At 33.5% G+C, this 26213-nt stretch carries 21 protein-coding genes and 1 pseudogene; 3 read left to right on the plus strand and 19 right to left on the minus strand.

The annotated features are described in order from the left end of the window. Nucleotides 1-231: 231 nt before the first annotated feature. The 3 genes from ACIQ4I_RS03545 to ACIQ4I_RS03555 all read right to left on the minus strand — a co-directional run bounded on the left by ACIQ4I_RS03545 (nucleotide 232) and on the right by ACIQ4I_RS03555 (nucleotide 2973). The gene (locus ACIQ4I_RS03545; RefSeq protein WP_403092793.1) at nucleotides 232-801 is read right to left on the minus strand and encodes a dihydrofolate reductase family protein; all 570 of its coding nucleotides are present in this window, start codon (nucleotides 799-801) and stop codon (nucleotides 232-234) included. Nucleotides 802-976: 175 nt separating this feature from the next. After that, complete coding sequence (locus ACIQ4I_RS03550) at nucleotides 977-1501, minus strand: hypothetical protein (protein ID WP_403092795.1); 525 nt, start codon at nucleotides 1499-1501, stop codon at nucleotides 977-979. An 11-nt stretch (nucleotides 1502-1512) separates the two neighbouring features. After that, entirely contained in the window at nucleotides 1513-2973 is a 1461-nt protein-coding gene (locus tag ACIQ4I_RS03555) for an FAD-binding oxidoreductase (protein WP_403092797.1), read from the minus strand. A gap of 218 nt (nucleotides 2974-3191) precedes the next feature. Between ACIQ4I_RS03555 and ACIQ4I_RS03560 the strand changes: the two genes are divergently transcribed. Further along, nucleotides 3192-3377, plus strand: a complete 186-nt coding sequence (locus ACIQ4I_RS03560; protein ID WP_403092799.1) for a hypothetical protein — start codon at nucleotides 3192-3194, stop codon at nucleotides 3375-3377. 229 nt (nucleotides 3378-3606) lie between these two features. Here the strand turns inward: ACIQ4I_RS03560 and lhgO are convergent, their stop codons facing one another. From lhgO to ACIQ4I_RS03610, 10 genes are all read right to left on the minus strand, one after another. After that, the gene (lhgO, locus tag ACIQ4I_RS03565; protein ID WP_403092800.1) at nucleotides 3607-4824 is read right to left on the minus strand and encodes an L-2-hydroxyglutarate oxidase; all 1218 of its coding nucleotides are present in this window, start codon (nucleotides 4822-4824) and stop codon (nucleotides 3607-3609) included. A gap of 322 nt (nucleotides 4825-5146) precedes the next feature. Further along, the gene (locus ACIQ4I_RS03570; RefSeq protein WP_403092802.1) at nucleotides 5147-6439 is read right to left on the minus strand and encodes a (Fe-S)-binding protein; all 1293 of its coding nucleotides are present in this window, start codon (nucleotides 6437-6439) and stop codon (nucleotides 5147-5149) included. Then, entirely contained in the window at nucleotides 6432-7841 is a 1410-nt protein-coding gene (locus ACIQ4I_RS03575; protein WP_403092804.1) for an FAD-binding oxidoreductase, read from the minus strand. The genes ACIQ4I_RS03570 and ACIQ4I_RS03575 overlap by 8 nt, the downstream gene beginning before the upstream one ends. Nucleotides 7842-7887: 46 nt before the next feature. After that, nucleotides 7888-8592 carry a FadR/GntR family transcriptional regulator gene (locus tag ACIQ4I_RS03580; RefSeq protein ID WP_403092805.1) on the minus strand — a complete coding sequence of 235 codons (705 nt, stop codon included), beginning with the start codon at nucleotides 8590-8592 and terminating at the stop codon, nucleotides 7888-7890. A gap of 20 nt (nucleotides 8593-8612) precedes the next feature. Then, entirely contained in the window at nucleotides 8613-10607 is a 1995-nt protein-coding gene (locus ACIQ4I_RS03585) for a TRAP transporter permease (protein ID WP_403092807.1), read from the minus strand. Nucleotides 10608-10652: 45 nt separating this feature from the next. Beyond that, complete coding sequence (locus tag ACIQ4I_RS03590) at nucleotides 10653-11648, minus strand: TAXI family TRAP transporter solute-binding subunit (protein ID WP_403092809.1); 996 nt, start codon at nucleotides 11646-11648, stop codon at nucleotides 10653-10655. A gap of 494 nt (nucleotides 11649-12142) precedes the next feature. Further along, nucleotides 12143-12694, minus strand: coding sequence for a 2'-5' RNA ligase family protein (locus ACIQ4I_RS03595; RefSeq protein WP_403092811.1), 552 nt, complete (start codon nucleotides 12692-12694; stop codon nucleotides 12143-12145). A 176-nt stretch (nucleotides 12695-12870) separates the two neighbouring features. Further along, nucleotides 12871-13341, minus strand: coding sequence for a DinB family protein (locus ACIQ4I_RS03600; protein ID WP_403092813.1), 471 nt, complete (start codon nucleotides 13339-13341; stop codon nucleotides 12871-12873). A 110-nt stretch (nucleotides 13342-13451) separates the two neighbouring features. Beyond that, nucleotides 13452-14303, minus strand: a complete 852-nt coding sequence (locus ACIQ4I_RS03605; RefSeq protein ID WP_403092815.1) for an alpha/beta hydrolase — start codon at nucleotides 14301-14303, stop codon at nucleotides 13452-13454. Between the two features lie 217 nt (nucleotides 14304-14520). Then, complete coding sequence (locus ACIQ4I_RS03610; protein ID WP_403092817.1) at nucleotides 14521-15294, minus strand: Cof-type HAD-IIB family hydrolase; 774 nt, start codon at nucleotides 15292-15294, stop codon at nucleotides 14521-14523. Between the two features lie 487 nt (nucleotides 15295-15781). Between ACIQ4I_RS03610 and ACIQ4I_RS03615 the strand changes: the two genes are divergently transcribed. Next, complete coding sequence (locus ACIQ4I_RS03615) at nucleotides 15782-16138, plus strand: hypothetical protein (RefSeq protein WP_403092819.1); 357 nt, start codon at nucleotides 15782-15784, stop codon at nucleotides 16136-16138. Nucleotides 16139-16180: 42 nt separating this feature from the next. Here the strand turns inward: ACIQ4I_RS03615 and ade are convergent, their stop codons facing one another. The 6 genes and pseudogenes from ade to ACIQ4I_RS03645 form a co-directional block, all read right to left on the minus strand. Continuing rightward, a complete protein-coding gene (gene ade, locus ACIQ4I_RS03620) occupies nucleotides 16181-17953 on the minus strand; it encodes an adenine deaminase (protein WP_403092820.1) in 1773 nt (590 codons plus the stop codon). Nucleotides 17954-18199: 246 nt separating this feature from the next. Continuing rightward, nucleotides 18200-19768, minus strand: a complete 1569-nt coding sequence (locus ACIQ4I_RS03625) for a long-chain-fatty-acid--CoA ligase (protein ID WP_403092821.1) — start codon at nucleotides 19766-19768, stop codon at nucleotides 18200-18202. Between the two features lie 319 nt (nucleotides 19769-20087). Next, nucleotides 20088-20297, minus strand: coding sequence for a DUF6366 family protein (locus ACIQ4I_RS03630; protein WP_403093379.1), 210 nt, complete (start codon nucleotides 20295-20297; stop codon nucleotides 20088-20090). A 219-nt stretch (nucleotides 20298-20516) separates the two neighbouring features. Beyond that, the gene (locus ACIQ4I_RS03635) at nucleotides 20517-20954 is read right to left on the minus strand and encodes a cell wall hydrolase (RefSeq protein WP_403092822.1); all 438 of its coding nucleotides are present in this window, start codon (nucleotides 20952-20954) and stop codon (nucleotides 20517-20519) included. Between the two features lie 748 nt (nucleotides 20955-21702). Next, on the minus strand, nucleotides 21703-22374 hold the full coding sequence (locus ACIQ4I_RS03640) for a DUF975 family protein (protein WP_403093380.1): 672 nt from the start codon (nucleotides 22372-22374) through the stop codon (nucleotides 21703-21705). A gap of 368 nt (nucleotides 22375-22742) precedes the next feature. Further along, nucleotides 22743-23514 (minus strand): annotated as a pseudogene (locus tag ACIQ4I_RS03645) (DODA-type extradiol aromatic ring-opening family dioxygenase). Between the two features lie 351 nt (nucleotides 23515-23865). Between ACIQ4I_RS03645 and ACIQ4I_RS03650 the strand changes: the two are divergent. Continuing rightward, nucleotides 23866-26112, plus strand: coding sequence for an MMPL family transporter (locus ACIQ4I_RS03650; RefSeq protein ID WP_403092824.1), 2247 nt, complete (start codon nucleotides 23866-23868; stop codon nucleotides 26110-26112). The last annotated feature ends 101 nt before the right edge of the window (nucleotides 26113-26213 follow it).

A 26213-nucleotide genomic window follows, 5' to 3' on the forward strand; every position in this document is an offset into this window, starting at 1 on the left:
TTTTATATTTAGTATCAGCATACTACGCCATCTATTCATTGTTTTTGTTTTCACAACTTTATAGCCATGCTCCCTTAAGTATTGATGTTGCTGTTCCTATTGTTCAATTACATGGTCCCCTAAATGAAAATAAGCGCTTATCCTTGTAATTCAAGGATAGCGCCCGATTGCTTATGTGACAATGAGTATCTTCTAATGAAATTTATTGCATTTCATTTTAAAATGTGCAATTTAATTCGTATTCAAATGATAGATTAATTGCACAACACCAGATGAGAATGTTTTTGTATCAACCATGTTTAAATTTAACCTTTGCTTTATATCAGTAAACAGCGGTTTTCCTTCTCCCAAAATAACAGGATGAACAGATAATCTATATTCATCAACAAGCCCTAAATTGATAAAAGTTGTAATTAGACTTGATCCACCATATAGCCAGATGTCTTTACCAGGCTTATTCTTCAATATATTTACTTCTTCAAGAATGTTATCATTTATGTAAATGGTTTTAGGATTAGTGCCTTTTTGCGTTTTAGAAAAAACAACTTTTTCTTTACTATGAATTAATTTCCACATTTCTATATCAGTATTAGGATCATCTATTTCTGGAGTAAATTCTCCCCATAAATCGTAGCTTTTTCTTCCATAGAAAATAGTATCAATTTGATTTAAGAAATTAATAAACCCCATTTCAGAGTCCATGATGCACCAATCAACTTCTCCATTTTTCCCTTCAATAAAACCATCTAAAGTAACTGCTAAATCTAAAATAATTTTTCTCGATTTTCCCCCATTAGACACAATTCTTCCTCCCTTTAATCATTTAGGTAGTGTTTCTCTCCGATTTTTTATTTTATCATTATTTACACAATTAGTTATACAAGAGTATTCCCCTAATTTTTATAAGAGCACTACCTTTTACTAGGATTAATAAAATTCAATTTTACATCTTCTTATTTGCTTAGGCACAGCATCATTATTTCACTTTCACTTTTGTTCTATTCTTGATCAGCATCCACAAACTACACCCGCATAATAACCATCCAAATAATGAAATTATTGCAACTGGAGAAATGATTTTCACAAAGGAAAGAGATATCATAACCATCCCAACTATGACATAGTGATTCACAGCATGGAGATGGTAGGTATCCTGTTCAACATGCCACGCTCGAAAATATCCTTGAAAAAATCCTAATAGAATTTGTAAGAGTAGCGCAATGTATGGTAGGAGTTCAAACTCTGATTTAATCTGTCCTACGAACAAATACATACATCCCATTCCTAAATAAATAAGTGTGATGTTCGATTTTTTCTTGTTCTTTTTTACTTGGAATACCCGATAACCCCATGCAGCAGCAAAGGAATGTATGGCAAAAAACCAAGCAAATAGCGTGAACGTAAGTGATATACCTTTTAACCATATTATATAGTAAGGAAAAACGGCTACCTGTCCTACTGTAATCACCAATGGAATTATTCGGTTACTTTTACTTATCATACATTCCCTCTTTACTTCAAATAGTTTTCATAAAAATTGTTAACAAACACTTCATTTGGATCTTGAATACGTTTCTCTTCTATAAATTCTTTCCAATTTGGATATGATTCTTTAAATTGTTTCTTAGTTTGATAAGGATAATAAGGAAGATAATATGTGCCACCATGTTTTAGAGTGATATCTGTCCACTTTTGAATCATTTCTTTAGCATTTTCAATATCCTTTTCTTGAAGACCATGCTGAATTAGAATCACTAAACCTAGCATATCTTCTTTTGCATAGTTTAGAGATGTTGTTTTGTCTTCTGCTGCATAGCGAATTGTAATATTATGAATTTTAAAATCATCATCAGAATCATTCGCAGGAAGTAATTTCTTTAATTCTTCCATATACTCATCAAATTCATGAATAGGAACAAAAAACTCCTGCAACACTTCTACTTTTTCGGGTTTCGTAAATTCCATAAAAGTAGATTCAGAACGCATGACATTATTACGTGTAATTTTTGAATTATCAATCTGATTCAAATAGAGATTTTGTGTTGTCCAAAAAACATCCTCTAAAAAGCCACCCTGTCTCCCTAATTCAAGTGAATATTTTGTTAGATGTACAAAATCTTCACCTTTCAACTTTGTTACATGATCCGATTTGCCCGTCTTGTGATAATCAATCACATACATGTTGTCTAAAAATGAGCTCGGTGCAACACTCACCCTCGCATAATGCATAGCAATATCGGGATTATTAAGTACTTTCAAAAAATATGATTCATATTCGTTTGTTTTTATTTTTTTCGTATGAATGGTATACACTTCGTTATCAGTCAATTCGAGTGTCACATCCAATATCACACCAAATAGCCCATAACCACCTAGCACATATTGCATCATATTGTCTGCATCCTTATTTGATATGGTTTTAATTTCACCTGTTGGTGTCAACAGTGTTATCTCCTTTACCATATCTGCCATGGGCCCAAACCGAATGTCTCTCCCATGTGCATTCACTGAAAGAGAACCACCAATCGTGAAAATCGATTGTGATTGTGTTACCTTAAGAGCTAATCCATATGGTTGAATGGCTTCTTGAACATCCTCCCAGGTAGCCCCCGCTTCAACTCGCACAGTTTTTGCTTCTTTATTCACTTCTAATACTTTGTTGAATGTTCTCATATCTAATACGATGCCATCTTTATAATATGTATGTCCCCCTTGAGAATGTTGGAGACCTGCGATCGATATATGTTTGCCTTCTACATTGGCTTGCTTCACAATTTTTTGTAAATCGCTACGATTGCTTGTTTTTATCACTTGATCAACATGCTCAGGTAATAACCCAGTATAATCGGTCGTCAGTCCAGATTGAGTTAGCCCATATTTTCGTTTCTCAATGGGAATATTGAACGTAATTACACACGCTATGATTAAAACTAGAAAAAATAGAATCCATAGACTCCTAATTATTCGCTTCATTTTTCTCTCCTCATATATTTAAACAATTATGAAAAAACGTCTATGCAAATATTAACACAAAGTGAACTCGCACAATCACATAATCTGTTCATCAGAACACGTTGTTTGATTTGAAAAATACAAAGGTCGCCAACGCTATCGTTGTAAATGTTGCAACAAAGCCATTACTAACGATAATTGGTTATTTATAGTAAAATATTATTTAGGGAGGAATGGTTTTGAAAATTAACTCTTATCTTATTCAATTAGCAATTTCAATAATAGTCATTTTTGGTGGTACTTTTACTATTCGCTATTTCCGAACAGGTGAACTTTTATTAGACCAAATCATCGGAGCTACTATAGGTGTTATTCTACTGGTAGCAACCTTAATTTGGAGAAAAGTAAACAAATCATATTCATAAGTCAACGTAGTATGTTGGTTTAATCAGAGCAGGAAACTCAAGAGAAAAAAGGGTTTCCTTTTATTATGTTTAATTATCAACATTAAAATTTAACAGAGCCATTCTTTAAAAGAATTATTAGCCGAACTGCCTTAAATTTCACACTTGATTTAAATTCAAATATAAAGGTCGTTTTTTGTATTGTAAAAGCTGAACTCGGTAAAAATTACTGAGTTCAGCTTCAAGTAGTTCAAATCGTAATTAGATTTTGTGCTTCTTTATTTCTCGTTTCAAATCTCCTTACGATTTCTTTCCCAATTTCTAAAGAGGCCGTTGCCGCTGGAGAAGGTGCATTTAAAACATGTGTACAACGTTTACCGGAAATAATATAGAAGTCATCAATTAGCTTCCCATCACTTCTAAGAGCTTGTGCTCGTACCCCCGCTCCCCCAGTTTTTAAATCTTCTCCTTGAATTTCTGGTATTAATTTTTGTAAACTTTTCACAAACAAATTTTTGCTATATGAACGGGCCATCTCATTTAACCCCTCTTTCATAAAGCCGCTCGCTAACTTCCAAAATCCTTTATAGGTTAATACTTCAGCTAAATCATAGATGTTAATGTCAGTCTTCTTATAACCTTCCCGTTTAAAACTTAATACTGCATTCGGGCCAGCTTCTACTTCACCACCAATCATACGTGTAAAGTGTACACCTAAAAATGGAAAGTTTGGATCGGGCACTGGGTAGATTAAGTTTTTCACGAGATTTCGTTTTTCTTCTTTTATCGTGTAGTATTCACCTCTAAAAGGTACGATTTTAACATCGGTCATATATCCAGCCATTTTTGCGATACGATCACTTTGCAGACCTGCACAATTGAAAAAGTACTTAGTTTCATAGGTCGTTCGATTTGTTTCAATTATGACACGATCTTGTTGCTCAACTATATGATGAACGGTTTCGCCACAATGGATTTCTCCACCCCTAGCTTCTATTAACTCACGAATTTTATCGGATACTTGTTTATAATTAACAATCCCTGCATTCTTTACATGAATGCCTCCAATCCCAGCAACATGTGGTTCGATTTCTTTTAGCTCATCAGCAGATAGTCTACAAATATCGAGTTCATTTTGTAAGCCTCTTTCATATAAATTATGTAGTAGCGGTAATTCTTTACCTTCTGTTGCAACGATTACTTTTCCACAAATATCATATTCAATCCCATGCTCTTCACAAAAAGCAACCATGGATTTACTTCCCTGTCTTGCAAAACGTGCTTTATAACTTTCAGGCTTATAATAAATACCCGAATGAATGACACCACTGTTATTGCCTGTTTGATGCATAGATACTTCTGGCTCTTTTTCTATAATGATTACCTTTCGATCGGGGTACTTCTCGATCAAAGCAAGTCCAACTGAGAGACCGACAATTCCTCCACCAACAATGACAAATTCTTGCATTAGCGAATCACCATCCTAATTTGTTTTTTATTGTGTCGTTGTTAAAATAAATGCAGTTAATAAAATAGATAGGGGGTCTAATTTGTGGATTTCCGTTGCAGGCGGACGCTTTCCGCGGGCGAGCGGTGAGCCTCCTCACTTCGCTCCGGGGTCTCACCTGTCTCGCTTTCCCGCTGGAGTCACCGCCTTCCACTTCAATCAACATACTTATTCATAAAATGAAAAAAAGTCTGTCAAGAAAAAGCAGTTTTCTAATAATTGAAAACACAATATGTTATTCAATATAGACTTTTCGGATAGCCCCTTCTTCTTTAAAAAGAAGTCAAATACTAATTCCACAGGCTTCTGATAGTAATTCGACTAAATGTACTGTTCGAATTTCGTTCTTTAACCCTTCTCTTTCTATTCCTAGTTTCATTTGCAAATGACATCCAGGATTTGTTGTAACGATAATTGCTGGTTCTGGATTAATTTCTTTCACATATTTCATTTTATTGTTTAATATTTTCATAGATTCTTCGTATTTTACGATATTATAGATACCAGCTGAACCACAGCACATATCTTTCTCCTGTAATTCTACGTATTGTATTCCTGGAATTTGCTTTAGCAATGCTAAAGGCGCTTTCACATTCTTTTGTACATTTGTCATATGACAAGATGGCTGATAAGTGACCGTGGATATAATCTCTTTGGTAAAAGGTAAATCATGTTTAGACAAAATGACACTAATATCCACCACATGTCCTGAAAATTGCTTTGCTCTTTCCGCCCACTCGGGATCATCGGCAAATACTTTTTCATATTCAATAAGCATTGCTCCACAACCACCAATACTATTGACGATAAAATCAAAATGATATTGTTCAAATGCTTCAATATTTTTTTTGGCTAACGTAATGGTTGTTGCAATTTCACCACTATGTTGATGTAAAGCTCCACAACATTGTTGTTCAGAAATAACCGTAACCTCACAGCCAATAGATTGTAATAGTTTAATACTTAATGTATTTATAGAAGAAAACATCGTATCCATGATACAACCTTTAAAAAAACCTACTTTATATAGTTGCTTTCCATTTGGATCATAATGTTTTTGGCGTTTTCTTTTTTGCATCGCTCCCTGTACAACTGGTAAAACCTTTTCAAATTCGCCTAAATTTTCGGGTATTATTTTTAAAATCCCACTTTTACGTGCAATTTTTTGAATCCCTGTTTTTTGATAGATTGCTAAACCCGCACCCATTGCATTTAGTATTCTATTTTTAGGTACAACATGATTCAATAGCATAGATTTTATGATTCGATTTCGAACAGTCATTTCTTGTTCACGTTGCTCAGCAATGGCTGCAACTGCAGATTCTAAGATTTTTCCATATTCTACACCTATGGGGCAAGCAGTTTCGCATGCGCGACACCCTAAACACAGATCAATAGAGTCTTCCATATCCTTATAACTTATTCTGCCTTCAGCAGCCATTTTTACTAGGTTGATTCTTCCACGAGGTGAGTGAGTTTCTTTTTTGAATGTAACGTATGTGGGACATGACGGTAGACAGTAACCGCATTGAACACAATTAAGTGTTTCGCTATATGCTAACTGATGTTTAACCATTTAGAAGTTCAAACCTTTGCCCAGGTTTCGGGAAAATTTTCCCTGGATTTAATACATCATTAGGATCCCAAGCTTTCTTTATACGTTTCATCATGTCAATGCCCATCTCACCTAACTCCATTTCCATAAATGGTGCTTTCAAAGTTCCAATTCCATGTTCACCAGACAATGTACCACCCAGTTCAATCGCGGATTTGAAAATTTCCTCTACTGCAGCTTCCACTCTTTTCATTTCTTCTCGATCTCTTTTATCTGCAATAATATTAGGATGTAAATTCCCATCCCCAGCGTGACCAAAAACGACAAGATCTACTCGATACTTTTCTTTAATTTCTTGCAATCGTTTAAACATTTCTGGAATTTTACTACGAGGAACAGTGGCATCCTCTGAAATTTTTGTCGGTTTTTTTCGTACTATGGCCGGCGAGACAAGTTTTCTTGCTTTCCACAATTTTTTTGCTTCTTCTTTTGTTTTGGCAACCATGACTTCTCGAGCATTTTGTGCTAAGCAAACTTTTTCTACTCTCTCAATCTCTTCTCGAATAGCTGCTGGATGTCCATCTAATTCAATCAGGATTAGCGCATCTACATCTTTAGGTAATCCAGATGGCTGGTATTCCTCAACAGCAATAATTGATGCCTGATCCATTATCTCCATCTTAGCAGGTAGAATTCCTGAACTTAATATTTTTGAAATTGCCCTTCCCGAGTCAACTATATTGTCAAACAAAGCCATTAAAGTCTCAGTTGCTTGTGGTTTTGGATATAATTTTAGAATTGCTTCTGTCACGATCCCAAGAGTACCTTCAGATCCAACAATTAGTTTAGTCAAGTCATAACCTGTAACGTTCTTTACTGTCCTGCCACCCGTGCGAATGATTTCCCCTTCAGGAGTAACTACCTCTAAACCTATTACATAATCTTTTGTTACTCCATACTTTAATCCCCTTGGGCCTCCTGAATTTTCTGCAAGGTTTCCGCCAATTGTTGCGATATTCATACTACTAGGGTCTGGAGGATAGATTAAGTTATAATGTAAAGCTGCTTCATTAATGGCCATTGCTGTAACACCTGGAGAAACAGTAGCTAACATATTATCTGCATCAATATCTAATTTTGAATTCCACTGAGATAAATCCAACACAATACCACCTTGAACAGGTAATGGCCCTCCACTTAAACTTGTTCCCTGACCTCTAGGATAAACTGGAACTTTATGAATATTAGCAAATTTCAATATATCTGAAACTTCTTTTGTACTCAGGGGCTGAACAACTATATCTGGCATGTATTCTCCAAAAGAAGCATCATAAGCATAACTACATAAATCTGCAGCGTCAGTAAAGATTCGTGAATGATCGGTTATTATTTGTTTTAGGTTTACTTCTAGAAGTTCTATCATAACCGCCCCCTTATTTCAGTTAATAACAAACATATTCAATAAATTCTTATTCTTCAAACTTCAAACTTTGAAGCTTTTGCATTACATTGTCTAAATGTATTTCCATAGCTTCCTTAGCAGCTTCACTATTTTTATCTTTTATCGCCTGCACAATTCTTTCATGTTCTCGATAAACATCATTTCGCTTTTTCTCCCATCTTAAGTTTTTCGTTAGAGAGTATTCTAAAGCACGCACATGTAAATCTGCTAAATTACTAATGGTTTCAATGATAAATGAATTTTTTGATGCCTGCATGATTATATGATGAATCTCAAAGTCTTCTTTATATCCAATTGCGTTTTGATCATCCATTATTTGTTTAAAATCAGCAAGTTTATCAATTAAACTTTTAACATCTTCTTCCGTTCTTCGTTCAGCAGCTAATGCTGCTGCATTCGTTTCAATGATTTTACGAAATTCAAGTAATTCTAAAACTTGATTTCTTGTAACCATTTCGAATTTAATAGGATCCATCATATCAGATAAATTGACCTTCTTTATCCAGCTTCGGCCACCTTGTCTGCTTTCTATTACACCTGAAACTTCTAATACTTTAAGAGCCTCCCGAATTGGAGGACGACTGACTCCAAACATTTTGGCTAACTCATTTTCTGTAGGTAACTGAGTATTCGGTAAAAACTTTCCTGTTTTAATCATCTCGATTAACGCTTCGAGAACTTGATCTGCAACTTTTCTACGTTCGATCTGCATAAATAATCCTCCTTTATCAACTATGCAGACACTTCTTCTGTATTATTCTTTACTTCGGATTGTCTATATTTCTTTGCCCTTGTAATATTTGTTGCTAATACAACAATAGTTACGATACCTCCTGCAATACCTGTCAAAATAGAAGGTTCGATTAATAAGAATGCTGCAATAAACATTCCAATACGTTCGATTATTTTTAACTTGATATTAAAGAAGTTAAAAGTAGCTACTGACAAAGCAAATACTCCTAGTAATGTTGTTAAAAAAGCAATAATAACATCTACAATTGCAGCTGGATCACCAGTTGTCGTTTGCGTTACTAATGCTGGATTATAAACAATCATAAATGGTAGCAAGAAACCTGGTAAACAAAGCTTCACTGCTGTCCATGATGTTTGCATAGCATCCGCTCTAGCAATACCTGCTGCTGTATATGAGGCAAGAGCTACAGGTGGTGTTATATTGGACAATGCCCCAAACCAAAATACAAAGAAATGTGCTGCAATCGGATTTACCCCAGCTTCAATTAATGCAGGTGCTGCTGTAACAGCAACAACAATATATAAAGCTGTAGAAGGTAATCCCATACTTAAAACAATACTTGTAATCATTATTAATAATAAAATAACTGCTAGATTATTGCCTGATAGTTCAATTATATTATAAGCCAAAGTTGATCCTAAACCTGTCATTGTTATAACAGCTATAATAATTCCTACTACAGAACACGCTACAGAAACTTGAATTGCACCACGTGCACCCTCTATTAATGCAATTGTTGCCTTTTTGATATCAATTCGATTTGTTTTATCCTTTGTAAGCCAACTAGCAACAATACTCGAAATTATTCCCGCGAAACCTGCAAATAATGCTGTTTTCCCAATCATAAGTGTCACGATAATTACAATGATTGGAATTATCAAGATACCTCTTTCTTTAATTACTTGTAAAACATCAGGTATATTTTCTTTACTAATTCCTTTTAACCCTTGTTTTTTAGCTTCAATATCTATAGCAATTATTAATGAAGCATAGTAAAGTAATGCTGGCACTATAGCAGCGAGTACTATTACGTTATAACCTACGCCTAAAAAACCTGCCATAATAAATGCTGCTGCACCCATAATTGGTGGCATAATCATCCCACCAGTAGAAGCAGCGGCCTCAACTGCAGCTGCAAAACGTGGTTTTAATCCTAGTTTTTTCATAAGAGGAATAGTAAATGTCCCCGTAGTTGCAACGTTCGCAACAGCTGAACCACTCAACATACCTGTAAGAGCGGATGAGATTACCGCTACTTGTGCAGGGCCCCCTCTTCGCTGTCCAGCTATAGCCATTGCAACATCATTAAATAAACGTGTTGCTCCACTAGAATTTAGAAAGGCACCAAATAAGATGAAAATCACAATATAAGTAGTCGCGATTGAAAAAGTCATACCAAAAATACCTTCAGTTGTCATATATAAACGATATAAGATCCTTTTAAACGTAAATCCAGCGTGACCAAACATCCCTGGGAACCAAGGTCCAAAGTATGCAAAGAATAGAGCAATAAACGATAGGATTGGTATAAATAGTCCAATTGCACGCCGAGCTACTTCAAGCAATACAACGATAGCAATGAATGCAAACACATAATCAACAGTTGTAGGCTCTGACATCTTAACATTATGAATAGTATAATAATTAAAGAGAATATATAACCCTCCAGATAACCCCAATACCACCCATACATAATCTACAATACTAGCTTTAGTTCTACTAGATTTCTTTGTTGCAGGATAGAGTAAAAATGTAAGAACCGTTATGAATGTAAAAAATATCGCGTTTCTGTACATTTCCTGGATATTCATAAACCCATTCACATAGATAGAAAATGCAGATAACGTAAAACAAAGTATCGCTGTAACTAATCCTAAGGTACCAGAAAGTTGACGAAGGCCACCCCCTGCCTCTTTATCACTTTCTAATACTTCGTTTACATCAAAATCTTCTTTCTTCTTATTAAATAGCAATTTAATACACCCCTTTGTTTAAAAATGAATTCGATAACCCCAAACTTATTTTTTCACTTCTGGAGGGATTAATTTTTCAGGTATTTCTAAACCAACCTCTTTAAAATAACGATATGCCCCTTTATGTAAAGGGATTGGTATTCCATTTAGAGCTGTTTCAAGTTGAATCTCATTAGCAGAATTATGCACTTTATGCACTTCATCTAAATTTTCATACATAGTTTTTGTTAACTTATAAACAATTTCTTCGTCTAATTCTGTTGTCGTAGCTAAAAAATTTGGTTGTGCGATTGTTTTAATTTCTTTATCAATTCCTGTATATGTCCCAGCTGGAATTACATATCGAAACCATGCATTATATAATTTATTGATACTTTCTAATTGTTCATCGGTTACATCTAATACACTTGCTTTTACGCCTGATGCTGACATATCCATAATTGCTGAAACCGGTACACCTGCTGATATGGATCCACCATTTAGACGACCATCACGCATTGCAGATATCGCATCATCATAGCCTAAATATTCTGGTTTAATATCTTTTTTAGTTATACCTAAACCTTTCATCATTACAAGTGTAGATTGCTCGGTACCACTTGCCTGTGGACCAACTGAAAATGATTTCCCTTTAATATCAGAAATTGTTCCTGTTTTAACTTGATCTTCCATTAAAACAAAGTGTTCAACATTAGACCATAACATCGAAATAGAACGAAGATCTTTGTAAGGTCTTCCCTCAAATGAATCCCCTCGACCTTCATACGCTTGAACACCAATTAACCCCTGTAAGATTGCAATTTTTGCCTCACCATTTCTTAATAGTTGGATATTTTCAACAGAACCTGCTGAAGATTGCCCTGTAGCTTGTACCTTATCTTCCTTTAATAACGAAGTCCATAAATTTCCTAATCCGACTCCAATTGGGTAGTAAGTACCTCCAGATGATGCGGTTGCAATATTGATGAATTCACGTTTTTCAACACAACCGCTTAATACAATAGATGTCATTAGTAGTAATAACAAAAGCCCTCTTTTCATTTTTATCTCCCCTTTGTTCAGAAATAGCTAATTGAAAACGTTTTCTATAACTTGTATTACAAATATACAACATTACAAATTTAGAAATCAATATTTTTTGAAAATTTTGTTAATATTTTTTTAGAATCAACTAACGGGGCATCTTAGTTAAAGATGAATCCTATTATTGGTTCGAATTTAATGTAGTTATATGGTGAATTCAAATTGGAGGAAAATTGATTTATAAACAATAAATAAATTTCTGTTAGTTGAGCTAGAGTAATTCTACAAAATTCCTACAAAATGCTTGGAGCAGGTTAACTAAAAAATAGAAAGCACTTTCGATTTAGATCCATGGCAGATATGTATCTCTATTGGTTCCGTCGGCTTGAATAAGAAAAGGATTAAGCTTTGATAAACGTGTAGAGCAAATGCAAATTCAGCTTGTCAAAAGTTTAATTATACAAAGTTGAAATGTTTAGAAGTGCATAAGAAAAGACCTCAGTTTTGTGAGGTCATTTGCTTAAAGCGATATCTAAATATTTATCATATCTTTTCTTTTCAATGTTTAGTTCATAAATTCTAATAAAACTCACTTCAAAATTGGGATAAGGAGTCAATTCTTTATCTACTAATCCTTCCATATCTTTTAGTTCTTTTTTTGATAGTCCAGTAGAAATATTTCCACCGTACTTTCCTTTCCCCAATGTTACGTGGGGTACAAAGGCATCAAGTTCAAAATAACTCTTTATTAAGTCCTCTGATGGTGAAATTTCTTTCACTTTTTTTTGATGTAAATTGTGTAAATTATTTGAGTTAACGCTCAAATATAAAATGTTATCTCCAAAATACATTGGTTTATCTAATGTCACTTGAAATGGTTTGAAATTCTGGCACACTTTTCGTACTTGGTTTATCCACTTTTTATCTGGAGTTAATCCACCTTGTGCTTTCAGAGTTATATGTGGTTCTACACCTAAATAGTTAACCCATCTTCCTTGAAAATGCTTAATTCGTTCTAAATAATCTTCTGGCGGGACAATTCCAATAAAATATTCTAATTTCATTTTTCTCCTCTCCTCTCATTTCAGTTTTTTAGTGTTTTTACTCAAAAATTCAGAACCTGCAACCAATAGAATTGTATGAAAAACAACAATTTTTTAGAAAACAACCAAATTAAAAGAGCTTTGTTCCTTATCCAACCAAAGCTCTTTCAGCTAATATTAAGTTTATTTGTTGATTTTCAAAATAGATCTTTCAACATCAAATCAGATGGTACAGGCTTTTTTCCAATTTCTCTAGCCCAAACCGATAATTGTCCCATATGATGAATTTCATGAGTTATGATGTGATGAAGGATTTTCTCATACGAAAAATGCAGTTCTTCTCCATTATTCTTTTGAAATACAAGTGTTTTCTTATCATTCCTTTCAATATAATCTAAAATAAATTGTTTAGTCACAGTTTTTGTTAACGTTGAAAATTCTTTTATTTCATTCAAACTTGCTATTGTGCTAATGTCTTTTTGAATAACCAGTGTTCCTTTCATTTGATTAATCCAAAGTTGTTCACAATCGATAACGTGAAATATATTATGGAGAATACTGCCCATTCCTCCAGTTCGTTTCTTTATAAGATCATCCTTTGAAAGATCCTCACACCAGTTAAACCAATCTTCTCTAATTTGCCAATTATACTTAAATAATTCGTACATGCCATACCTTCTTTCTACGTAACCTTAAATAAGTTGAAGTTTCTGTAACGCAAATTCAATCCCTCTTCATTTGACTTTTTGGTTACAAAGTCTGCGACATGAATAACGCCTTATTTCGGGAGAGGATTTGTTTCATTCAAAAGGAATCCCTTAATGTATTTGTTTGCTGCTGGATCTGAAGCATGTGCATGATGTCCACCCTTTAATTCTTCTGCATATATCCCTGTATTTTTTATCTTCTTTATTTTCTTTTTAATTTTGAATTGAACTTTTGTAGGTTCTTTTTCTTGATTTCCATAGAGTATTAAGCAAGGAACTTTTAATTTTTTTGTCATTTTAGGCAAATTTGATCGATAAGCTGCCATCATCAAGCTAATTCCTTTTAAATTTATACCCGCAGGTTGATTTTTAATGGCATTTCTAATAAAAGGATTATCTTCTAATTCTAAAGTGTTAATTACCTTTAAAATGTTTTCTTCTGTTATTTCAGTTTTTGCTTCATTCCATTCCATTTCTTTTCCTAACGCTTTTTCGCCAAAAATTTTATGAAATACATTAATAATTGGAAGAGCATAACCAACAGGTCCCATCATTTTAACAGGGAATCTAGGAAGATTTGAATAGCCAGTATCTAGTAGTATTAGTTGATTTACTCGATGTGGATAATAAATAGCGTAAGATAAGCTACAAATCCCCCCCAGTGAATGTCCGATTAAATTAACTTTTTCCAATTGATTCTCTATTATGTAATCTTCTATCCAATCTGCTATATCTTTAAGTTTTACAACCCCATCGAGGCCTTCGCTTCTACCAATGCCTGGTAAGTCTAGCATATGTGTAACGAAATTTGATTCTAATTCTTCTGCTATTTGGAGTCCAAATTCAGCTGTCCATCCAAGTCCTGGTAGGAACAGATTTATATCATTTCCTTTTCCTTTCACTATAGCAAAATGTTTTTTCATCGATTTACACCCTCCATGAATTTCAATATCTTATAAAAACATGCAATCGTTTATATAATTAAGTAACTTCAATTAATTAACTTCTTTATATAAAAGTTTGTTCGTTTCATTATAAGTTCATCATTTGTAAGACCCTCACACCACTTAAACCCATCTTCTCTTCGCCATTTCCACTTAAATATTCGTACATACTATGCCTATTTTACAAAGTATCCCCTTAAATAAGTTGCAGTTTCTGTAACGCAAATTCAATTCCATCTTCATATGATTTTTTGGTTACAAAATCTGCGACACTTTTTAATGTTTCATGAGCATTTCCCATTGCAATACCAAAGCCAACTTGTTCTAGCATGTCTATATCATTTTCTCCATCCCCAAATGCTATAGCTTCTGATGGTTTTATGTTGAAGTATTCTAATACTTTTTTTATCGCAATCGACTTCGATACATCTTGTTGCAATACATTCACAATAAATGGATGCCACCTTTTAAAAATTAAATCAGGGAAATTTTGAAGATATTTTTCAACAGTTGAATCATCTGCATATAAGCACATTAGATATATTTCTTGAGTCACTACTTCTCCAATAATAGCCGGAAATTCATGTAGTGATAGTGTTTCATTCATTGCTTGAAGAGTAGTTGAATTTTGAATCCTATTCATAGATAGTCCCTCTGTAAAGAATAATAGACTTTGTTTATTCTCATGAGCAAAACTCTTTACAGTTTGTACAACATCAATTGTCATTGAAGTTTTATGTATGACTCGATCTTTATGTTTAACATATGCACCATTTGCAGTAATGAATGTATCTATCCCTAATTCTCTTAGTTCTTGGCACATCGATAAAGGTCTACCCGTAGCCGCTACTAATCTTATTCCATTACTTTTTAACATTTGTATAGCTTTTTTTGTACTTGAAGAAATACAACCATCTTCGTAATTTATAAGAGTCCCATCAACATCAAAAAATATTATTTTAACATTCATTATTATCTCCTTCAGTGAATTTATACACTTTTCTGATAATTATTAATAATATAACAATTTATCGTCTTATTCCACCATTCGGTTAAAATAGATATTTTATGTAATTAGCTTTAAACTGATCGTGATCCTCTTGAAGGAAAATGAATAAAATAGAGCCAAGAAAAAAGCGATTTTTCATTCAAAATCGCCTTTTTTTGTAAAAATTGTTTTATAAGATTGAAAAACGAAAATTTTTCAATCTCCTCTATCACAAGTGGTGTTTTTAAATTATTTACATTGTAACTGGTTTAAAGGGATAAATTTATTTGATTTTATAATTAAATAATTGTGTCTTCTTTAAAATGAGCAATGGAAGGGTTGTCAAGAAATTTATCAACCTTGTTTCACTCCCTTTGATACAATTTATTGTCTATATTTGTACCTTTAACTACACCATTCATGGAAACAATCATATTTTACAATGAGCAAGAAATGGGAGGTGATAGGTATGTCAACTAATTGGCTCAAAGTATCTGCCTTATATCTAGCTGTTGGAGTTGCTTTAGGTATTTATATGTATGCCACATGCAACTATGAATGGGTAGCATATATTCATATTCTCATATTCGGATGGTTGACTAACGCTGTAATTGGTACACTGTATATGTGTCACAAATGTTTAGGAAAATCAGATTTAGCTAAAGCACAATTCTGGTTATTCAATATTGGTTTAATCGTTTTCTTAGTGGGATTACTGTTTATCAGTCCTGCTTATTGTGGAACTTGGATCTATATTGGTGCTATTTCTGTAGCGCTTTCAGTATTCTTGTTCGTCATAAATATCTTCAGTAATTTAAGAACATAATTAGAAAAAGCAGATTCCATGTTAATTTGGAATCTGCTTTTTTTAATTATTAATAGGTTCATTTATATCTACTTCTACTGAAATATGTTTAAAGTTTGTAACATCAAACAGTCCAGTATCTGTCAGCTTAATATTTGGAATAACGGGCAGTGCAATAAATGATAATGTTAAGAAAAGATGGAAGTTTAAATCCGGATTTAATTGTAACAAAGCACAATGTAAATCATGTAATTTTTTAGCTGCTTCTTCCGCTTTTAAATTTGTCATAAGCCCTGCAATGGTTAGAGGTAATGTACTTAGTATTTCCCCATCTGCGACTACAACATAGCCCCCTTGCATCTTTTGTAAAGTATCAAGAGCTAGGAGCATATCCTCATCATTTATTCCGCAAACTAGAGCATTATGAGAATCATGTGCTACAGTTGTTGCGACTGCTCCTTTTTGAAGGCCAAAGCCATGTACAATACCAAGTCCTATATTACCGAGATTGTGATGTCGTTCGATGACAGCTAATTTTAAATAATCATCTTTTATTGAAGGAACAAACATTTCATTTTCTACTTGGACTTTTGCTATCTTTTTATGAGTAATTAATTGATTTGGTTCGATTTCGATGATATTTGCTAGATTACCTTTTTTAAATGCAATGCTCAAATCCTGTGATTTCAGCATTGGAATATGAACTGATTGTAAAATAGAAGGAGGTATAGGCACAGATTCTAGTTTTCTTTGAAGCAATTGACCATTGTCGACAACTTTTTTCCCATTCTTCCAAACAGCTTGAGGCTTACAAGTTGTTACATCATCAAGTAATATAAAATCTGCAATATAGCCTTCTGCAAGGGCACCTTTTTGATTCAATCGATAACATTCTGCAGCATTAAGTGTAGCCAGTTGAATTGCTTGAAGTGGTTCCATTCCCTCTTCTACAGCTAAGGCGATTGAATGGTTTATACTCCCCTCTTCAATTAATTCATCTAAATGTTTGTCATCTGTGCAGAATAAAAATCGTCTTGCATTGGCAGAATTCACTGCTGGTAATACATCACGTAAGTTTTTTGCAGCCGATCCTTCACGAATAAGGACATACATCCCTTGCTGTATCCGAATTCTTGCCTCATCCGCTGTGACACATTCATGATCTGTTTGAATTCCTGCAACTCTATATCCACGAATTTGCGTAGCAGTTAAACCTGCACCATGTCCATCAATAACACTTTTATTCGCTTCTGTTTGAGCAATTTTCATAAGCATATCAGATTCACCATTTAACACTGAAGGAAAGTCCATTACTTCGGCTAATCCTAAAACATTGGAATGAGTTAATAAGGGGGCTAAGTCATGAGCATTAAGTGTGGCACCAGCATTTTCAAAAGATGTGGCTGGAACACTTGAAGGTAACATAACATGGATATCCATTTCAGCATTCTTCGCATCTTCTAGCATAAATTGAATGCCTTCAGTACCTGCTACATTTGCTATCTCATGTGGATCTGTAACGACTGTTGTAATACCGTGAGGCAATAAAATTTTACTGAACTCAGAAGGAGGTAACATAGAGGATTCGATATGAATATGGCCATCTATTAAACCAGGAATTACATAACCTCCGTTTGCATCTTCCTCATGCTCCGCTTCAAAAATCCCATCTTCATCAATCGCAATAATCATTCCATTAGTTACGATAATATCTGCTTTTCTCCATTGAAGATTAAAAACATCTGCAATTTGTGCGTTACGCAATATAAAATCTGCTTTTCTTTTATGTTGTGAGCTTAAAATCCTCTCTTTTTTACTTACTATAGTGTTATCCATTCTTATACCCCTCCCATATGCTTTCTAATGTTATACCACAAACTATTAACCCTGAACAAAAAAATTTGTTTTCCTCATAGCAGCTATTTCTCAAAATCATGTTAGTTTTGCCCATTTCTTACAAAATCGCTTTGTGAAGTGATATAGCAAATTATAGAAATCATTTGTAGTTCAATTGGATAAGAAAAAGACCAACGAAATTTATTCGTTGACCTTTTTTGAGAATGCTCAATTATTAATTAAATTTTATACACTTTCCACGTAATCTTTTCTTAAATGAACTTTTTGGATTTTTCCAGATGCAGTTTTCGGCAATTCTTTAATGAATGTAACACCTGTAATTGCTTTAAAATGGGCTAATTTCGAACGAGAGAAATCTATCACTTCTTGCTCCGTCAAAGTTGCATTTTCTCGTAATACAACATATGCATGGGGTGTTTCTCCCCATTTTTCGTGTGGTACAGCAATAACAGCTGCTTCTAAAATATCTGGATGTTCGTATAACACTCCTTCTACTTCAATAGAAGAAATATTTTCTCCACCACTGATAATAATGTCTTTTTTACGGTCGGTAATCGCTACATACCCTTTTTCATCAATCGACCCTACATCTCCTGTGTGTAGCCATCCATCTTTTATCGCAGCAATTGTTGCTTGTTCGTTCTTCCAATAGCCTTTCATTACACCGTTACCTCTTACGATGACTTCACCAACTGATACCCCATCATGTGGTACTTCATCGCCAAACTCATCCACAATTTTCACCTTAGTACCAATCATTGCATTACCAGCTTTTGCTTTTAAGCGGTATTTCTCTTGATCAGGTAAATCTTGATATTGTGGACGGATACGTGAAATCGTACTTAGTGGTGATGATTCCGTCATTCCATATACTTGTACAAACTCCCAACCAATCTCTGTTTCTACTTTTTCAATAAATGCTTGTGGTGGCGCTGATCCTGCAATGACTACACGGAGTCTATCTGATAGCGCTGGTTTTTGCTCATCATAATATTGAATCAATGAATTCAGAACAGTTGGTGCCATATGCGTTACTGTAACATTGTGTTTTTGAATTACTTGGAATATTGCTTCTGGTGTAGCTTTTCTTAGGAAAACTTGTGTTGAACCATTTGCAGTATAGTAAAATGGTGAGCCCCAACCGTTTACATGGAACATAGGTAAAACATGTAAAAGTACATCTTCATCTGTTACACGTAAGTGATGCATAGAAGTTAATGCGTGAAGATAATTGTTTCGGTGTGTTAACATAACACCTTTTGGATCACCTGTTGTTCCACTTGTATACAATAGGCTGCATATTTCATCTTCTTCTAATTCAGCTCGATTAAACTCACTATTATCAAAAGCTGCAAGCCATTCATCATATCCTAATTCTGGTGTTGTTTCATCTTTATAATGGACAATAATTTGTTCAACTGTTTCTAATTTCTCTTTTATTGGTACGATTAAATGATATAAATCTTGATCTACTAGTAAAATCTTAGATTCACTATGATTTAAGATAAATAAGTAATCTTCTGGCTTTAAGCGAATATTAAGAGGAACCATAATAGCTCCTAATTGATAAATGCCGTAAAATCCCTCATACATCTCAATCGTATTTGATGCTAAGTAAGCAACTTTGTCCTCTTTTTTTACTCCAAAGGATTGTAGACCCCGAGATAACTGATTTACACGTCCGTTTATTTCACCATATGTAAATGCTCTCTTTTCATCAAATATAGCTTTTTTGTCTCCATATAATTCTACAGCTCTGTCTAAAAAATCCGTAAGTATTAATGGTACATTCATCCCTAAACACCCCTTAGCAAAATGGAATTAGATATATTTTACAATATTCAGATATTTTTGTCATTTAAAAGTTATTTTTTAGTTTAAAGAGAAAATATTTACATTAATGTGTGCGTTGTTAAATTGATATTTGACTTAAAAGTATTAGCACAAGAAGATGAAAGCTTGAAAGCTATTCTTTTATTCTTAAATGGAGTAATATAAGAGTCTTTCAATTTCTTAATATGTATTGTTAAAATAAATCAATTCCCATAAAAAAATGGATGTATCTGTGTAGTATCAGCAAGATGATACAGTTCAATTAAGCAATAAAAATTCTTTAGAAAAACAGTTTATATACAACATATCCAACTATTAATATAATTATAAGTATTCCTGTTTCTTTCCAACCCAAATCACCAAGGTCTGCTAAATTGCCATTTCCAGCTCTATTAAATCCATCTTTTAATGCACCTGTTGGATTTTTTTTAATTTCTTCTTGTCTTAATCTCTCTCTTTTTTCTTCTGAAGTTTCTTGTTGATCATTCAGATCAAACACCCCTTACCTAACTAACACCTTATTCAACTAACTTAATCCGTTAATACAATAAGTTCAACAAAAAGGACGCTAATCCTCCTAGATCAACGCCCGCTTTACCATCAAAAGATTTTATTGTTCACCAATACCCATCGCTAATAATAATAGAAAAGCATTAGGCAAAACTATGGGCATTTTCCTACAAGAATTGCATCGAAAGATTATTGTTGGCTATGCATAAACACCGTCACATGTATCAGGTGCTGGTTCATAAAAACAATGGTTTTTAAATTGACCAGTAAATGGTTGACCGTACCATGTTGGAGGGCATGGAGCATATGGATTGAAATACCAAAGTGCATATTTTGCTGGGTGTTGTCTCCAATAATCCAAGTTTTGTTTTGCTAATTTTCTTTCATTTTCTCTCGCTCTTTGATAAAATGAATTCCCTTTTTGAACAGCTTCAAAAGAATAATTTCCTCCTTGCACCTGAAAGATGACATCTTCAATTGTTCTTAAATCTACAAAGTCTAAACAATTAGCTACTAGGCGATTAACAATTACATTTCCAACAAATAACATCCCCATGTTTCCTTCGCCTTCTGCTTCTGCTCTCATCATCCTTGCCATTAAGTCAACATCTGAACTTCGGTAATTTGCTCTTGGCATTTTTTCACCTCAAATATATAGTATGAAAAAAACCCTAAATTGATATCATTATTGCCTCCTTAGTTGAATCAATTTCATAATTCTAAGTTTAAATAAAAAAAGAACATTAAATAGAATATTGCTATATGCAAACAACTCAATTATTTGGATAATATTTCATTTTCAATATTTACTTAGTATGCCGCTCTAGATGGCGCTTTCGTGCTAAGTGATCGTTGAGCCTCCTCGGAAGCTAAAACAATGGTGCTCCTGTGGTTACTAGTCGCAGAAAATTCTTTCTGCGGGGTCTCACCTGTCTCACTTTGAAGCCACTGAAAAAATAAGAAAAGCTATATTATCATGATAATAATCTTGTATTGTAATCTTAGTTGAAGTGGAATTAGCGTAGACTCCTGTGGGAAAACGGACTAGACGAGACCCCGCAGGAAGCGAAGCGCACGAGGAGGCTCGTCAGTTCGCCCACGGAAAGCGAAGCTAATTCCACTTCATTCACTAGCATATATAAACTATAAAATTTTGTGTTACTACACTTTTTCAGTAGCCTCCTCTCTTTCCCACAGGAGTATCCATCTTCCGCTTCATAGACAATGTTTTAATTGATATGGATTTAGAAACTATTCTATTTTTACTATAAAAGCATTTATGGAATTTATTCAGTTAGAAGTTTAACAAAAAAGTGTTAATCCTTCTTGGATCAACGCTTTCAACGATTCCTTCATTGTAAAAAAGTGTTTTGAGATTAGCCTAACTATTTATTAATGATTGCTTTATCACTTGTATCGGCTTCCTGACTATAAATCACTCCATTGTAAAATGTAGCCATTGCTGTTGAGACATAAGGAACTAGCCACAAAAATCCTATTCCTAAAGTAAATAAACAAAGAATACCCCAACCAATAAAACTAAGTCCCAGCAAAAAATATTTCCACTTAAACCCATCCATTCTTCTTCTACTCTCTGTTATTGCTTCAAGAATAGTATATTCAGGATGATCACGTAATAAGTAAAATGTTTGTGAGTAGGCTAAGCTTTTTATTATTCCCGGAATAATTAATAACAAAGACCATAAAAACACAAAAATCCCTTGTAATATAGATGTTCCAATTAATTTTAGTGAAGTTTTTCCATCTTTATAGATTGAAAACACATTAGAAATCTGAGGATTGTTTTTCCTTACTAAGGATAAATAGAACCAATATACACCAATAGAAAAAGGAATTTGTAAAATTGAAATGATTATACTTATAAACCTTAATCCTGTTGGTTTTTCATATTGGTTAAACCCACCACTTATAATAATTTCGACAATAGAGGGGAGAGTATAACAAAATAGAAACATGATGAAAGAAAGTAATACACCTAGCCCCCAATTTCCTTTTAACGATTCTAAAGATTGTCTCTTAATTTCAGAAATTTTCATATTCACAAATATACTCCTTTTTGTAATATATTCACCTCACTGAACAGTACAACCCTTTAAAAAAATAGAAAAGCAATTCTAGTAATAAAAATCTAAGAAAGCTTATTAAAGCTCAAATCGAAATCTTAAATTGAAAATTCCCTCCTAATTTTATTTTGCTAAAAAGTTCTTAACATTTACCGAATTTTTTTTATTTATCCTTCTTTAAAAACCTCCTTTTAGTTGAACAGACATTTCTTATTTTATATTTCACCATCAGGTCCTATAAGGTCTTGGAAAACAAAAAAGTACACCACTATATATAAGTAATGTACTAATAAAAAAATAATTATATTACAAATCACCCTATTATGTGATTATTCTTACTGTTACCACTCGATACACATATTACTCATTGTTCCAAATTCATATGTTTGGTTAATCTTTTTTGGTTTGGTTGCTTTGTCAATTGCACTACCCATTGCGATAAATAATGGAACAAAATGTTCAGGTCTTGGCACTGCAAGAGTTGCGTTTGGAGCAAGTGAACGATATTGATCTAATGTATCAATATCCCCTTTTTGCACATGGTCAAATATCCAATTATCAAAATCTACAGCTTCTTTTACTGGGCTTGTAGCATTTGGGAAAAACCAACTGAAGTTGTGTACAGTTGTACCACTACCAATTACTAAAATATCTTCCTCACCAAGTCCTTTTAATGCTTCTCCAATTTCAAATTGCTCTTTGGGTGATAAGAATGGATTGACTGATAGCTCAACTACTGGAATATCTGCTTCTGGATACATATGTTTTAGTGCGACCCATACACCATGATCTAGTCCCCGCACTTCTTCACGTTGAGATGGTATTTCCGCTTTTTTAAAGCGATCTTCCAATATTTCTGCTACAACTTTCGATCCTTTTGCAGGATATTTTTATTTGGTACATTTCCTCAGGAAAGCCATAGTAGTCATACACTGTATCTAAAATATCATCTGTATAGGTTAACGATAATGTTTGACTCTCCCAGTGAGCACTAAAAATTACAATTGCTTTAGGTCTAATACGTTTACCTAATTCTTTCAGAAATTCTGAATAATCATTTTGAGTAACTGCTAAGTATGGTGAGCCGTGTCCTATGAATAATGATGGGACCATTTAAAAACTTCCTTTCTAATTGCCCTTGTTCTTATGTCACTACGTTCATCATAAACTTTTAGTGCTTAAAAAAGAAGTAAGCAGTTTTTGCTTCTCTCCCATGATCCACTAAAGGGCTAGATTGTTGAACATCACGTTTAAAGATAATTAAAGACTGAAGAGACTATGTAGAATGTCTTTCTATACAACTAACGCATCGAATCAATTGTTTCGATGCGTTAGTTGTTTAATTAATTACATTACTCCTTTTCAACAGATTCTAACTAATCTTTTTTCAGGTATAAGTGCTAAGATGATGTATTTGATACAATTTTAAATCAATAAAAATCATATAAAGTTAGGAGAATAATTATGTTCGAGAAATTAGGTAGATTAGCAGTTTCAAGCCCCAAAGCAATACTATTTACATGGATCGTTTTATTTTTACTCTCTCTCTGGTTTGGTCCACAACTAAATAATCATCTTAGTGGCGAAACCCTAGCTTCACCTAATAGTGAATCGATAATGGCAAATAATCAAATTAAAACAAATTTCGATGGTAATTATTCACAAAACATAATCGTTGTTTTAGAAAATCCCAATAAAAATACATCTGATCCAGAATTTATAAATGAATTAAAGAAAGTTGAACAGCAAATCAAACAAAATAAAAGGGTAGAGAAAACTACAAGCATTTTAAATTCTGCAGATCCAAATTTGGTAGACAAGAAAAATAATCGTATGTTCATCAATATATATATGAACGCCTCATCAAAAGAAGCTGAAGAATATGTTCGGACTTTAAAAACAGATCTCTCAAATGAAAATTCAATAAAAAAAGGGGTTAAAATTCATATCACAGGTGGAGCCGCTATTTTAAACGATATGAATGAAGTGAGCAAAAAAAATGTTCAAATGGTTGAAATGATTGGCCTTCCTATCGTGTTTATACTATTACTATTTGTCTTTCGCTCATTGATTGCCTCCTTCTTACCTATTTTGATTGGTGTATTTTCAATCATGATTACAATGAGTATCATATTTTTCATATCGTTACAATTCAATCTCTCTATGTTTCTAACTAATATAGTTACTATGTTAGGGTTAGGTGTTTCCATAGATTATGCATTATTCATTACTCAAAGGTTTCGTGAAGAATTACAGACTACCAATGATATTAAAGAAGCAGTCATTCACAGTATGAAATCAGCGGGACGGTCAGTATTTTTTGCAGGTCTAACAGTAATGGTCTCGCTAGCGTCCTTAATTTCTACCAATACGACATTTTTCACATCAATTTCGCTTGGCGGACTTATTGTCTTGTTTGTGTCCATCTTATCTGCTATGACCTTACTACCTGCACTGTTAGTACTACTTGGACATAGAGTTAATTCATTTAAAATTCCTGCTGTTATTAAAAGTAATAAAATAAATCGTTTTTGGCATTCAATCATTCAATTAATTTTGAAAAAACCAATTTTATTAATTGGAACCTTTCTATTAATTCTTATTGCTGTCTCCTTTCCTGCACTAAAACTACAAATGCATCTCCCTGTAGCAGCTTTTGAAGAATTACCAGAAGACAGCGACTCGCGGATTGGAATGGAAGCATTAAGTGACCATTTAGGTTCAGGTAAAATTTTCCCCATAAAAATATTACTTACTAATAAGACAAATTCTATATTAGATACAAAATCACTCAATCAAATTAATGAATTAACTAATGAAATCGAAAATCATGAAAATGTTAAGGAAGTCTTAAGTTTAGAGTCTCTCATAAATAAAACTCAAGGCAACATGATTTCTCTAGAAAGTGACAATCTACCTCTGGAGATTCAGCAACAAGTTCAAAGTTTTTTGAGTCGAGATAAACAACAAACTATATTATATGTTATTCCTAAGGACGGACCTAGTTCCGAAAAAACTAGAGACCTTGTAAAACAGATCCGTTCCATCATTGATCATAATTTAGAAAAACCTTTTACTGCAAAAGTGACCGGTGAAACCGCTACTGGCTTAGATTTTGACCAACAAATTATAAAAAGTATACCGTCTATCATTTCAATTATTGTGATAATGACGTTAATTGTATTATTCTTTGCATTTCGTTCAATCATTCTACCAATAAAAGCTGTTTTATTAAATGGACTGGTTACTTTAAGCACATTAGGTATATTAGTTTATATGTATCAGTTGGGCAATTGGGTTAATACTAATGCTCAAGCACTTAATGTTGGAACTCCAGTATTATTATTTGCTATTTTATTTGGATTAAGTATTGATTATGAGGTAATTATCGTATCCCGAATTAAAGAAGAGTATGAAAAAACACATAATAACCGATCATCTATCATAAATGGGGTTATATCTACCATGGGCATGATTAACGGAGCCGCTTCCATTATGATCGTTGTATTCGGGGTGTTTATATTTGCAGACTTTCGATTTGTACAAGAGATTGGAGTGGGGTTAGCCATAGCAATTTTTATTGATGCACTAATTGTAAGAACTATCATTGTTCCTGCGTCTATGCATTTACTAGGAAATCTCAACTGGTGGGTACCCTTTAATCGTTCAAGAAAGATATCCAGTGATATAAAACAAAAAAGAGAAATGTAAAGCCTTATTGTATTCACACACATTATTCCAGGTATCCTTTTGAAACATTCCAATCGGCCAAAGATGATATTACCACGTTCAAAAGTATTTAAAATATTTAG

This window comes from Rummeliibacillus sp. NPDC094406 (genome assembly GCF_044763875.1).
Lineage (GTDB): Bacteria > Bacillota > Bacilli > Bacillales_A > Planococcaceae > Rummeliibacillus.

What these genes read in the sequence shown, in the direction of transcription:
- ACIQ4I_RS03610 (WP_403092817.1), bottom strand. Translation starts at nt 15,294, where the DNA reads ATGAATGTTAAAATAATATTTTTTGATGTTGATGGGACTCTTATAAAT.
- ACIQ4I_RS03595 (WP_403092811.1), bottom strand. Translation starts at nt 12,694, where the DNA reads ATGAAATTAGAATATTTTATTGGAATTGTCCCGCCAGAAGATTATTTA.
- ACIQ4I_RS03635 (WP_403092822.1), bottom strand. Translation starts at nt 20,954, where the DNA reads ATGCCAAGAGCAAATTACCGAAGTTCAGATGTTGACTTAATGGCAAGG.
- ACIQ4I_RS03555 (WP_403092797.1), bottom strand. Translation starts at nt 2,973, where the DNA reads ATGAAGCGAATAATTAGGAGTCTATGGATTCTATTTTTTCTAGTTTTA.
- ACIQ4I_RS03580 (WP_403092805.1), bottom strand. Translation starts at nt 8,592, where the DNA reads ATGCAGATCGAACGTAGAAAAGTTGCAGATCAAGTTCTCGAAGCGTTA.
- ACIQ4I_RS03625 (WP_403092821.1), bottom strand. Translation starts at nt 19,768, where the DNA reads ATGAATGTACCATTAATACTTACGGATTTTTTAGACAGAGCTGTAGAA.
- ACIQ4I_RS03640 (WP_403093380.1), bottom strand. Translation starts at nt 22,374, where the DNA reads ATGAAAATTTCTGAAATTAAGAGACAATCTTTAGAATCGTTAAAAGGA.
- ACIQ4I_RS03570 (WP_403092802.1), bottom strand. Translation starts at nt 6,439, where the DNA reads ATGGTTAAACATCAGTTAGCATATAGCGAAACACTTAATTGTGTTCAA.
- ACIQ4I_RS03575 (WP_403092804.1), bottom strand. Translation starts at nt 7,841, where the DNA reads ATGATAGAACTTCTAGAAGTAAACCTAAAACAAATAATAACCGATCAT.
- ACIQ4I_RS03615 (WP_403092819.1), top strand. Translation starts at nt 15,782, where the DNA reads ATGTCAACTAATTGGCTCAAAGTATCTGCCTTATATCTAGCTGTTGGA.
- ACIQ4I_RS03605 (WP_403092815.1), bottom strand. Translation starts at nt 14,303, where the DNA reads ATGAAAAAACATTTTGCTATAGTGAAAGGAAAAGGAAATGATATAAAT.
- ACIQ4I_RS03600 (WP_403092813.1), bottom strand. Translation starts at nt 13,341, where the DNA reads ATGTACGAATTATTTAAGTATAATTGGCAAATTAGAGAAGATTGGTTT.
- ade (WP_403092820.1), bottom strand. Translation starts at nt 17,953, where the DNA reads ATGGATAACACTATAGTAAGTAAAAAAGAGAGGATTTTAAGCTCACAA.
- lhgO (WP_403092800.1), bottom strand. Translation starts at nt 4,824, where the DNA reads ATGCAAGAATTTGTCATTGTTGGTGGAGGAATTGTCGGTCTCTCAGTT.
- ACIQ4I_RS03650 (WP_403092824.1), top strand. Translation starts at nt 23,866, where the DNA reads ATGTTCGAGAAATTAGGTAGATTAGCAGTTTCAAGCCCCAAAGCAATA.
- ACIQ4I_RS03550 (WP_403092795.1), bottom strand. Translation starts at nt 1,501, where the DNA reads ATGATAAGTAAAAGTAACCGAATAATTCCATTGGTGATTACAGTAGGA.
- ACIQ4I_RS03590 (WP_403092809.1), bottom strand. Translation starts at nt 11,648, where the DNA reads ATGAAAAGAGGGCTTTTGTTATTACTACTAATGACATCTATTGTATTA.